This window comes from Janthinobacterium sp. 78 (assembly GCF_003096775.1).
Lineage (GTDB): Bacteria > Pseudomonadota > Gammaproteobacteria > Burkholderiales > Burkholderiaceae_D > Janthinobacterium > Janthinobacterium tructae.
The window spans coordinates 3,110,606-3,123,494 of record NZ_QENT01000001.1; the positions used below are offsets into that span (position 1 = coordinate 3,110,606).

General features: G+C 63.1%; 5 protein-coding genes. All 5 read left to right on the forward strand.

The window, feature by feature from the left end:
* The first annotated feature begins 131 nt into the window (after window positions 1–131).
* The 5 genes from C8C92_RS13770 to C8C92_RS13790 all read left to right on the forward strand — a co-directional run bounded on the left by C8C92_RS13770 (window position 132) and on the right by C8C92_RS13790 (window position 12,883).
* On the forward strand, window positions 132–3,482 hold the full coding sequence (locus tag C8C92_RS13770) for a TIM-barrel domain-containing protein (protein ID WP_116744245.1): 3,351 nt from the start codon (window positions 132–134) through the stop codon (window positions 3,480–3,482).
* A gap of 108 nt (window positions 3,483–3,590) precedes the next feature.
* Window positions 3,591–6,536 (forward strand): TonB-dependent receptor, encoded by a 2,946-nt coding sequence (locus tag C8C92_RS13775; RefSeq protein WP_116744246.1) that lies wholly within the window; start codon window positions 3,591–3,593, stop codon window positions 6,534–6,536.
* A 503-nt stretch (window positions 6,537–7,039) separates the two neighbouring features.
* Complete coding sequence (locus tag C8C92_RS13780) at window positions 7,040–10,087, forward strand: TonB-dependent receptor (protein WP_116744247.1); 3,048 nt, start codon at window positions 7,040–7,042, stop codon at window positions 10,085–10,087.
* A 66-nt stretch (window positions 10,088–10,153) separates the two neighbouring features.
* Window positions 10,154–11,545, forward strand: a complete 1,392-nt coding sequence (locus tag C8C92_RS13785; RefSeq protein WP_207781002.1) for a Gfo/Idh/MocA family oxidoreductase — start codon at window positions 10,154–10,156, stop codon at window positions 11,543–11,545.
* Between the two features lie 63 nt (window positions 11,546–11,608).
* Window positions 11,609–12,883, forward strand: coding sequence for a DUF3472 domain-containing protein (locus C8C92_RS13790; RefSeq protein WP_243420204.1), 1,275 nt, complete (start codon window positions 11,609–11,611; stop codon window positions 12,881–12,883).
* Window positions 12,884–12,889: the final 6 nt, after the last annotated feature.

Sequence of the window (12,889 nt, forward strand, 5' to 3'; positions counted from 1 at the left end):
GAAACGTAAGAAAAATGCGCCAATTCTGGGCATTTTATTAATAAATTGTCGCTTTATCTTTCTTTTAATTGACGATATTTATTTTTCTTCTTAAAGTATTTCCATCACTTCGATTTTCTGAAAGCCGCCAGATGAAACCTCTCCCGCTTCCCCGCCGCGCCCTTGTCGCCTGTGTCCTCGCCGCCCTCGCCACCTTGGCTGCGCCGGGCGTGCAGGCCGCGCCTGTCGGCAATCTGACCAGCTTGAGTTCCGTGCATGCGGCCGACGTGGCCAAGGGCGAGGCACTGGGCTGGGATCTGCGCAGCGACACGGGCATGCAGTTGCGTGTCAGCCTGCCGCAGGCGGACGTGCTGCGCATTCAGGCGGGCGGCAAGGGGGGCTTGACGGGGCCGGGCGACAAGGCCGCGCCCATCGTCGTGGGACAGCCGGCCGCGCAGGTGGCGTATCAGATCAATGAACAGCCCGAGCATATCCTGATCACTACCGAAGCCCTGAGCCTGCGTATCGACCGCAAGCCCTTGCGCTTTACCCTGTACCGCAAGGGCGACACGGTGCCGCTGTGGCGCGAAGTGCAGCCGCTGTCGCTCGATGACAAGCAGGGCGTGCAAGTGCTATCGAGCCTGCCGGGCGAGCGTTACTTCGGCGGCGGCCAGCAAAATGGCCGCTTCGAATTCAAGGGCAAGCAAGTGCCCGTGTCGTATTCGGGCGGCTGGGAAGAGGGCGACCGGCCGAACCCCGCGCCATTTTTGATGAGTTCACGCGGATGGGGCATGCTGCGCAATACCTGGTCCGACGGGCACTACGATTTGCGCGACAACGAGCAGATCTCGCTGCAGCATGCGGAAGGTCGCTTCGACGCGTATTTCTTTGTCGGCAAGGACCTGCGCGACGTCGTCGCCCGCTACACGGACTTGACGGGCCGCGCGCGCATGCTGCCCCGCTGGGCGCTGGAATACGGCGACGCCGATTGCTACAACGATGGCGACAATGTGAAAAAGCCCGGCTCCGTGCCGAAGGGCTGGACGGATGGCCCGACGGGCAAGACGCCCGACGTGGTGGAGACGGTGGCGCGCCAGTACCGCGAACACGACATGCCGGGCGGCTGGATTTTACCCAACGACGGCTATGGCTGCGGCTACACGAATTTGCCGGAAACGGTGAAGGGCCTGGCCGGCTATGGCTTCCGCACGGGCCTGTGGACGGAAAACGGCGTCGACAAGATCGCCTGGGAAGTGGGCCAGGCGGGCAGCCGCGTGCAAAAGCTGGACGTGGCGTGGACGGGCAAGGGCTATCAGTTCGCCATGGACGCGAACAAGTCCGCCTATGACGGCATCCTGAACAACTCCGACAGCCGCCCGTTCCTGTGGACGGTAATGGGCTGGGCCGGCATCCAGCGCTACGCCGTGGCGTGGACGGGCGACCAGAGCGCCAGCTGGGATTACATCCGCTGGCACATCCCGACCCTGATCGGCTCGGGCCTGTCCGGCCAGGCGTATGCATCCGGCGACGTCGACGCCATCTTCGGCGGCAGCCCGGAAACCTATCTGCGCGACTTGCAGTGGAAAAGCTTTACGCCAGTTTTGATGGGCATGTCCGGCTGGGCTGCGGCCGAGCGCAAGCACCCATGGTGGTTCGAGCAACCGTACCGTGACATCAACCGCCGCTACTTAAAACTCAAGATGCGCCTGACGCCGTATATGTATACGCTGGTGCGCGAAGCGGAGCAATCGGGTGCGCCGCTGGTGCGCGGCCTGATGTGGGATTACCCGCAAGACCCGGCTGCCTACACGGAAGCCTATAAATACCAATTCCTGCTGGGGCGCGACGTGCTGGTGGCCCCTGTCTACCGCAGCCAGGCCGTCAGCGGCGGCTGGCGCAAGGGCATCCACCTGCCACAGGGTACGTGGTACGACTACTGGGATGGCCGCCAGGCCACGGCCGACGCCAAGGGGCGCGACCTCGATATGCAGGTGACGCTCGACAAGCTGCCCGTGTTCGTGCGCGCCGGCGCCATCCTGCCCATGTATCCGGAAATGCTGTACGACGGCCAGAAGCCGAAGGATCAGCTGACCCTCGATATCTACCCGCACGGCGATTCCGACTACACCCTGTATGAAGACGACGGCAACACGCGCCAGTACCAGGGCGGTGCCTTCAGCCAGCAAGTCATCCGCATGCGCCAGGCGGGCGGCGATGTGCAGGTCGATATCGGCGCCGTCGATGGCCAGTACCAGGGCCAGGAAGCGCGCCGCGGCTATGCGCTGCGCATGCTGGCCGGCCAGGCGCCGGCTGCCGTGCGCGCCGGCGAACGGCTGATCGCGGCAGCGGGCGAACGCGCCGCCTACGACATGGCGGTCGAAGGCTGGTATTTCGACGCGGCCGACCGGCAAGGCACCCTGCACGTGAAAGTGGCGGCGCAGGACATCCGCCAGCCTTTGCTGCTGCGGGTCGCCGGTGCGCTGGCCGTGGCTAGAATCGACGCCGACTTCCCCGCCGCCCCCGTGCCGGGCCGCGCCTTGCCGGCCGACGCCATGCAGGTGGTGGCGCGTCCTGCGGAGGAAAGCGGCTATCCGCTGGAAAACGCCTTCGATGGCAAGCCGGAGACGTGGTTCCGCACCGTGCGCAGCCCGTCCGTGAAAAGCGGTCCGCACGAATGGGTGATCGGTTTTACGGAACGCCGCCTGGTCGATGGCATCGAACTGGCGCCGCGTAACGACCAGCACTGGAAGCATGGCCAGGTGCGCGACTATGAAATCTATATCGGCGACAACAACGGCGAGTGGGGCGCGGCGCTTGCGCGCGGCACGCTCAAACTGGAACAGGGTGCGCAGACGATCAACTTCCCCGCTACGGCCGGGCGCTTGCTGCGCTTCCGCGTCATGAGCACGCAAAATCCGGAAGGCGATGGCGCCGCGTCCACCGACCCGATGGTGACGGCGGCGCAAAGTGCGCAGGTGGCGCGCGCGTACGACGCGGCGCTGGCCACCGACGTGGCGCCCGTCACCTTGTCCGAATTTCGCGTGCTCGAGCACCGCGTGGCCGAAGGCGAGGAGGTGCAGCGCTATCTGTCGGACCTGGTGCTGCCGAAGAATATCGGACGCGACCGGCCGGCCGGCAAGGCGGTCGAGATGCGCATGAACGGGCTGTGGTTCCGCAAGGGCCTCGGCGTGGGACCGGCCAGCCGCATCGACTTGCAGCTGGCCGGCAACTGGAATCTGCTGCGCGCCGACCTGGGCGTGGACGATAGCTGCCGCAGCGCGGGCGGCTTGCAATTCCAGGTCTGGAGCGGTGAGCGGCTGCTGTATGACAGCGGCCTGGTCACGGCTCCCGGGGTGGTCAAACCCGAAATCGACGTGCGCGGCCTGAGCCAGCTCAGTTTGCGCACCCTGGGTGCGCGCGGCGCCCACCCGGCCCAGGTCTGCGGTAACTGGGCCAACGCCGTGCTGACCGGCACGGAAGGCGCGACAGTCAAGCCGCGCTAAGCAATCAATCATTTCACTAAAAAAGAGCCCCTCTTCGGACCGGGGAGGGGCTCTTGCAAGCCGACGAAAAAAAATCACTGATAACCACTGATAATAAGGGAGATGGGAATGCACTTGAAAAAACTGATGGCCGCCATGGTGGCGGTAGGGTTGGCGTCGACAGCGCTGGCAGCGGAGGAGGAAAAACTGCAGCGTGTCGAAGTGACGGGGTCCAGCCTGAAGCGGATCAACGCAGAAACGGCGTCGCCGGTACAGGTGATCAATGCCAAGCAGATCGAAAACATGGGCGCGCTCACCTTGCTGCAAGTGCTCGACAACCTGCCTGCCGCCCGCCCGGCGCAGCAGGATTTCCGCTCGATGTTCACGGGGTCCGATGGCGGTTCGCAAGCGAACTTGCGCGGCCTGGGCGCGCAGGGCACCCTGGTGCTCTTGAATGGCCGCCGCCTGTCCTTCTACGGCGCGCCAGCCGGCTTCCAGACCATGTTCGTCAATATCGACGCCATTCCCGCCGCCGCCATCGAACGCATGGAAATTTTGACGGACGGCGCCTCGGCCGTATATGGCTCCGATGCCGTGGCCGGCGTCATCAACGTGATCACCAAAAAATCGTATCAAGGCCTGGAAGCGCGCGCCAATGGCGAGTTTTCGCCCAGCGTGAAAGCCTATGGCGAGCGCCAGGCCAGCGTGCTGTATGGTCTGGGCGACCTGGCCAGCGACGGCTACAACATCTATGGTTCCGTGAACGTTTACCAGCGCGACCGCATCGCCCTGGCCGACACTTATAAGAAGCGTCCCGCGTATTTTTATGCGAATAATCCGAATTTCATCCCGAACATGCGCGTGGGCGTCGGCAGCGAGCCGGGCGTGATGAACCCGGGGACCTTCTTTGTCTTCGACAAGGCGAAGAACAATGCGCGCACCCAGCGCGCCGCGCCCGGCTGCAACACCAGCATCACCGAGGCGTCGGGTAGTCGCTGCGTGTGGAATGCGCTGCCGAACCAGCTCGACACGGGTCCTACCTCGGAGCGCGCCACGGCTTACCTGAGCGGCCGGCTGAAACTGGGAAGTGACATGGAAGCGTTCGCGGAAGGCGCTTTCACCCACATCAAGATGCGCGGCGAGAATGGCCCGTCCAGCTTCAACAGCGGCAGCACGAACAACTGGTTCGCGCGCAATACGGGCAATACCCTGAACACGTTTGCCACGCCTTTCCTGAGCCCCAACAACGTCTACCTGAAGGGCAAGCTCGATGCCGACATGCAGGCCAAGATGGGCGGCGCGGCCGGCTTGAATTACCTGCTGCAGGATGCACAAGGCCACTTCGGCCAGAAAAATGTCGATGAAAACTACCGCGCGCTCGTCGGCCTGCGCGGCAGCATCGGCGGTGGCTGGGATTTTGAAACGGCGCTCAGCGTGGCGGGTAGCCATTCGACCCTGTTCCAGACGGCGAACATCAACATCAAGGGCTTCGAGCAGGCGTTTGGCCCGTTCACGAAAGACCCCGTCAGCGGCCGCACGTATATCTCGGACAATCCCGCCTACAAGTTCGGCGAAATCAGTGACGCCAACGCGGCGCTCCTGCGTGCCGCCTACCCGACCTTCGCCATCGAATCCTGGACCAAGCTGATGACCTGGGACGCGAAGGTCGAAGGTACCCTGTTCAAGCTGGGCGAACGCGAAGTGCGCGCCGCCGTGGGCACCAACATCATGCGCGAGAGCTTTCTCACGCCCGGCAACGCCGATGCCGCGAATGGCCTGATCACGCAGCAGGGCGGTTCCTGGTTTGATGGCAAGCGCACCATCGCCGCCGTGTTTGGCGAAGTGGTGGTGCCGCTTTCCGACACCCTGGAAGTCAATGCGGCCGCGCGCCTGGACAAATATCCGCATTTCGCCGCCAACCTGGCGCCCAAGCTGGGCGTGATCTGGCGCGCGCGGCCCGACCTGATGCTGCGCGGGACGTATTCGGAAGGCTTCCGCGCGCCCAACCTGGCCGAATCGGGCACGGGCGGCGTCTTTGCGCAGGTGGGCGGCATCCGCGACACGGTGCGCTGCGATGAAACGAATGCCATGGCGCGTGCCTTGCTAAAGTCAAAGGTGGCGACGGATGCGGACCTGGGCAAGAGCCTGCTCAATTCAAATTGCTCGACGACGGTGGGCGGCCTGACGCCGCCGAACCAGAACCTGCGTCCGGAAAAGGCCAAGATTTCCACCGTGGGCCTGGTGCTGCAGCCGGCCAAGGACGTGAGCATTTCCATCGATTACTGGTTCATCAACCGCCGCGACGAAATCGTGCGCCAGGACTTCAACGAGCTGTTTACGGAACTGGTGGACAAGCACGGTCCGACCCTGGCCGGCACGCCTAACGCCATCCGCAACGACCTGACCGATACGGACCGGGCCAACGTGGCGGCGGTGGCGGCCATGTGCGCCAATCCCGCCAATGCCGGCGTGTGCGCGGGCGGCGTGCCGCGCTACTCGGTGGGCAACCTGGGCGGCTTGATCAACTCGTATTCGAACCGCGGCCGCACCCTGATGGACGGCGTGGACATCGATGCGCGCACGCGCTTTGCGCTCGGTGACTGGGGCAAGCTGAGCACCGGCATCGCCGCTACCATCCGCAAGCGCGATACCCATGACAGCGAAGACGGCAGCGACATCAAGGGCAATACCGTCGGCTACTACGATTCGCCGCGCTACCGCGCCACCGTGAATGCCGACTGGAGCTACCGCAACTTCGTCAGCAGCGTGTTCGTCAACTACTCGGGCAAGACGCGGTGGGCGTATGGTCCCTGGGACAAGGACAACACGCCGGAGAACTGCACCGCCGCCTCGGTATCGCTGCCGGCCGGCCAGTGCAAGGGTGCGCCGTCGTACACCACGGTGAACCTGGCCTTCAGCTGGAAGCCTGTCAAGAACCTGGACGTGGGCCTGAACGTGAAAAACGCGTTCAACAAGCGGCCGTACTACGACCCGAATGGCTGGGAAGGCTACAACCATAGCCAGGACCTGTTCGGCCGCCAGTTTGCGCTCTCGGCCAGCTACAAGTTCTTTTAATACGTGACCTTGCCCCGGCCCGCCAGCCAGCATGGTGGCGGGCCGGGGTATTGCCATGGAAAAGAAAAGACAATATTCCGAAATATGTAATACGAAAGATAAACGTAAGTGAAAGCAGATCATCAGGCCTGCTTTCGCGTTTTTCTCGCCGGATTTTTGGGCCGTTTCACCATTCCCGCTCACCTCCCTGCCGACGTGTGTATCTGTCACACCACGATAACGAAAGTCATATGTCGCGTCAGTCATTAATGCGAAAGATAAATCGCGTTTATTCACGCGGTTGAGCGATAAATTTGCGTTATAACTTTCTTTTTGTTGACGATACTTATTTTTCTTTTTAAAGTAATCCCAAGAAAACGAAAATCAGCCGATACGGACTGATTTCCCGGAAGGTGCGGCTGTCTGGCGCTACCTTCCGACGACCACCATAAAAATGGCGCCCCCCGATTCCGCCCCGGAGCGGGGAGGACGCGTATAACCCTCGATATAGACGGAGAGACAGCATGCATACCACCCGACTCAAATTGCGCGACATCAGCCGCGCCGCCGCGATCGTGATCGCACTGGCGGCCGGCGTGCCAGGCCAGGCCTGGGCACAGTCGAACGCCACCAGTACCATTTTCGGTGAAGTGAGCGCACCGGCCGGCGCCACCGTGGTGCTGGAAAACCTGGCGACGGGCGTGCGGCGCAGCCTGACGCCCGATACGTCGGGCCGCTATGTGGCCAACTCCATGCCGCCAGGCCGCTATGCGGTGCGCGTGCTGCGTGCCGGTTCGGTGGAAGCGTCGCAGGAAGTCGAAGCCCTGATCGGCGCCGGTGCGGAAGCGAACTTCGGTCCGGCCAGCGTGGCCGGTTCCGTGGGCCAGGAGCAAACCGTCGTGGTGAAAGCGTCGCGCAACACGATCGATGTGTCGAACACGAACAATGGCGTGATCTTCACGGCCAAGGAATTGAAAGCGCTGCCGGTCGGGAATGATGTGGCTTCCATCGTGCAGCTGACGCCGGGCGTGGCGCGCGGCACCAACAGCGTGTATGGCAATGCGCCGTCGATCGGCGGCTCGGGCCAGTCGGAAAACGCGTTCTACGTCAATGGCTTCCCCATCACCAACCTCCTGACACAGGTGGGCGCGTCGGAGCTGCCGTTTGGCGCGATCTCCAACCTGCAGGTGCTGTCGGGCGGCTATGGTTCGGAATTTGGCCGCTCCACTGGCGGCGTGATCAACATCACTACCAAGAGCGGTGGCAACAAGGTCGAATTCGGCGGCAAGGTCTCCATCATCCCCCGTTCGCTGAAGGGCACAACGGAAAACCGGTATTACCCGAACACGGGCGCCAATCCGAAGACCGATGGCACCTTGAAGTACTGGAATCGCGATAACGGCAGCACCAGCAAGGTCGTCGGCTTGTACGGCAGCGGGCCGCTGATCCAGAACAAGCTGTTCGCCTTCGTGGCGCTGGAACAGACGCGCACGGACGGCGGCGCCGTCGCCGGTGCGCGCGACGACCTGGTGGACAAGGTGTTGCCGAACGGCTGGCGCGAAAGCAAGAGCAAGGTTGACCGCATGATGGCCAAGCTGGACTACAACCTGACGGACGACCATCACTTTGAATATACCAAGCTGTATGACCGCACGACAACGGATAGCCAGAGCTATGGCTTCGACTATGCCACCTTGAAACGCAACAACGTGCCTGGCGGCGGCAGCGAGACCACCATCAACTGCTGCGGCTCGTCGGCTGCGCCGGGCGCGAATGTCGACATCTTCAAGTACACGGGCTACCTGACGGATAACCTGACGGTGACGGCCATGATGGGGCAGTCGCGCACTTCGCACCGCCGTACCCCGGATGGCTACAATCCGCTGCTGGCGCAAACGTCGTCGAATGAATCGACCCAGGTGCCTGGCCTGACGTACACCAATCCGCAAACGGTGACGGGGACCCTGGTCGATCCGTCGTCGGAAGACCGCCAGAAAGCCAAGCGCCTGGACCTCGAATACAAGCTGGGCAAGCACTCGCTGCGCGGCGGCATCGACCGCATCGACGTGGAATCGAAGGTGGGCCTGAGCCTGGCCGGCGGCTACCGCTGGAACTACCAGCGGGCCCCGAATCCGAATCTGCCGATCAACGGCGCGTTTGAAACGCCGTACCAGGGCGACGGCTACGGCAAGCAGGGCTATTACGTCAGCAAGGAACTGAACGCCAACCTGGCGCGTCCGACCAGCGTGCAATCGGCGCAGTACATCCAGGATCACTATCAGGTCACGGAGCGGGTACTGCTGGACCTGGGCCTGCGCCGCGAACAGTTCACCAACTACAGCAGCGATGGCGTGGCCTTCATTTCGCAGCGCAACATGATCGCCCCGCGCCTGGGCGCCACCTGGGATTACCTGGGCGACGGCAGCCTGAAATTCTTCGCCAACGGCGGCCGCTACCACCTGCCGGTGCCATCGAATTTGTCGAGCAACATGGCCAGCCCCTTCCTGGCCACCAGCGAGATGTTCACCTACACGGGCGTCGATCCCGTCACGGGCGCGCCGACGGGCCTGCATGCGATCAGCAAGCCGTATTCGGCCAACAATGCGTATGGCCAGAGCCGCGATGCGCGCGAAGTGACGGCCGTTGGCCTGAAACCGCTGTCGCAGGATGAATTCTCGCTGGGCTTCGAACGCGCCCTGAGCAAGAAGCTGGTGGTGGGCGCCAGCGTCCTGTACCGCAAGCTGAACGACACCAACGACGACAGCTGCGACGCGCGTCCGCTGCAAGCCTGGGCCACGCGCAACAGCGTCGATACGGCTAACTGGAGCGGCTTCCAGTGCGCCATCATCAATCCGGGCCGCGACAACAGCCTGATGGTGGACTTTGACGATGGCAAGGGCCTGCGCCGCGTGGATATATCGGCGGCAGAGTGGGGCAACCCGCTGCCATCGCGCACCTACCGCGCCCTGAACATGTTCGTCGAGCACCCGTACACGAACGGCTGGTACGGCAAGCTGACCTACACCTTGTCCGGCTTGAAGGGCAATATGGAAGGCCAGACGGACAGCATCGGCGGCGGCGACGTGGGCCTGACGGTCAGCGACGACCACAAGGAACTGATGTACAACGCGTATGGCTATCTGCCGGGCGACCACCGCCACGCTTTCAAGGCCTACGGCTTCATGCAGGTCATCCCGGACGTGATGGTGGGCGCCAACCTGTCGCTGATCTCGGGCGCGCCGCGCAACTGCATCGGCGCGCTGCCCGATAACCTGAAGTTCGAGGGCAATTACGGCGATTCCTACTTCTATTGCAACGGCAAGCCGGCGCCGCGCGGCAGCCAGGGCCGCCTGCCATGGCAAGCCCAGCTGGACATGAATGTGGCCTATACTCCCAGCGCCGTCAAAGGCCTGAGCCTGAAAGTGGACGTGTTCAACGTCTTCAACAGCCAGACCGTCACCCGCTATACCGAAACGCGCGAAGACCATGGCGCCATCTCCCGCAATTACCTGCAGGTCGATGGACGCACGGCGCCGCGTTCCGTGCGCTTTACGGCTGAATATTCCTATTAAACTGCAGCCGGCCTGCCGCGCGGCGGGCCGGTGACGATCCTTACCAACGGAAGCGAGAAGAGACCAATGACGACACAAATCAATCGACGCAATTTCCTGTCCGCCAGCGCAGCGCTGGCCGGTGGTGCCATGGCCGGCAGCGCCTTGCTGCCTGGCGCGGCCAACGCCGCAACGGCCACCGGCCGCGACAAGGTTCGCCTGGGCCTGATCGGCACGGGCATGCGCGGCCAGGTGCTGCTGGCCGAACTGGTGCGCCGCGATGACGTGGAAGTGGTCGCGCTGTGCGATATCGAACCCATCATGCTGAAACACGCGCTGGGCCAGGTGGCGAAAGCCGGCAAGCCGCGTCCGCGCACGTATGGCGAAGACCGCGACCAGAAAGCCTACCAGCGCATGCTGGACGCGGGCGGCCTCGATGGCGTGATCATCGCCACGCCGTGGGAATTCCACGCGCCCATGGCGATCGCCGCGATGCAGGCGAAGATCGCAGTCGGTTGCGAAGTGGTGGCCGGCATTACCCTGCAAGACCACTGGGATGTGCTCAATACCCAGCTGAAGACGGGTACGCCATACATGTTGCTGGAAAACGTATGCTACCGCCGCGACGTGATGGCTGCGCTGCAGATGGTGCGCGCAGGCCTGTTCGGCGAACTGCTGCACCTGCAGGGCGGCTACCAGCATGACCTGCGCGCCGTCAAATTCAACAGCGGCAATCCGGCCAAGCCGTATGGCGGCGGCGTGGAATTCGGCGAAAAGGGCTGGTCGGAAGCCCATTGGCGCACGCAGCACTCGGTCGAGCGCAATGGCGAACTGTATCCAAGCCACGGCATCGGCCCGTGCGCCATGTACACGAACATCAACCGCGGCAACCGTTTTACGCGCATCAACGCCTTTGCCACCAAGGCGCGCGGCTTGCACGACTACATCGTCAAGCAGCCGGGCGGCGCGCAACATGCGAACGCCAAGGTGAAATTCAAGCTGGGCGACGTGGTCACCACCACGCTGGCGTGCGAGAACGGTGAAACCATCATCCTGCAGCACGATACGAGCCTGCCGCGCCCGTATTCGCTGGGCTTCCGCGTGCAAGGCACGGACGGCCTGTGGATGGACTTGAATAATTCGATTCATATCGAAGGCGTCAGCAAGCCGCACCAGTGGGACGATTTCAAGGCTTACCAGGACAAGTATGAGCACCCGCTCTGGCGCAAATACGCGGCGCAAGCCGAAGGCGCGGGCCACGGCGGCATGGACTTCTTCGTCATCCACGCCTTTGTCGAAGCATTGAAGGCCAATGCGCCGATGCCGATCGATATCTACGACGCCGTGACGTGGAGCGCCATCACGCCGTTGTCCGAGCAATCGATCGCCGCCAACTTCCAGACCCTGGACTTCCCCGACTTCACGGGCGGGCAGTGGAAAGCGCGCAAGCCGATCTTCGCCCTCGACGGCAAGTACTAAGGCTTCACAACCCGCTACCGCGCCTGCCGCCGTAGCGGGTTTTTTCCATGTCAGGAGACGTTGATGAAACACACAAGTTCATTGTTCTGCGCAGTCCTTCCCGCCATGCCTTTACTGGTCACCTGCGTGGCCGCCTGCGTGGCCGCACCCATGGCGTGCGCGACGCCCGCCAGCGTGGAACTGGCCGGCAATGCCTTCATCACCAGTGCAGACAAGGGCGCCGTCATCGGCGAGCATGGCCTGACCGGCTGGAGCAATCCCGCTACCGTCGCCAGCACGTATTTCCGCGTGGCGGAAGCAGGTCCCGTCCAGGTGGCGTTTGACGCCAGCCTGGCCGATGGCGGCAACAGCACCATCCGCGTGAAGATCAACGGCACGCCGTTCGACGTCAAACTGGCCGGCAAGGCCCGCAAGACCTATGCCGTGGGCACGGTGAACGTGCCGGCGGCCGGCTATGTGAAGGTGGACCTGCAGGGAATCTCGCGCGCTAAGGCCACCTTCGGCGACGTTTCGGCGCTGAAGGTGACGGCCGGTGCCACGCTGAACTATGCCAACGACCCGGCCAATTACTACTGGTCGCGGCGCGGGCCGTCCGTGCACATGGGCTATACGGTGCCGGCCAATACCGAGTATTTTTATAACGAGATGACGATACCCGTGGGCCAGGACGCCATCGGTTCCTACTTCATGGCCAACGGCTTCGGCCAGGGCTACATGGGCATCCAGGTGAAATCACCGAGCGAGCGCTGGATATTGTTTTCCGTGTGGGACGCCGAGAATGGCGCGAAGACCACCCTGGTCAGCAAGGGTGAGGGCGTCATCGACAACGCATTTGGCGGCGAGGGCACGGGTGGGCAAACCTACCTTTCATATAATTGGGTGGCTGGCACCACGTACCGCTTCATCACGCGCGCGCGGCCCGACGGCAAGGGCGGCAGCGATTATTCGGCCTGGTTCTTCGCGCCCGAGACGGGCAAGTGGCGCTATATCGCCACCTGGAAGCGGCCGGCGATTTCCACGTATCTGACGCGCGTGCATTCCTTCCTCGAGAACTTCATCGATACCCTGGGCCACACGGAGCGCCGCGTCCAGTTCGGCAACCAGTGGGCAAGGAATGCATCGGGCACCTGGTCGGAAGTGACGGCAGGGCGCTACACGGGCGACGCCACGGCCACCAACGCGCAGCGCATGGATTACGCGGGCGGCCTGGAAAACGGCAAGTTCTATCTGCGTAACGGTGGCTTCTTCGCCGAGTACGTGAAAACCGGCCAGAATTTCACGCGCCCGGCCACGGGGCAGGCGCCGGCAGTCGATGTGACGGCCTTGCCGATGCAGTAGGCGCTG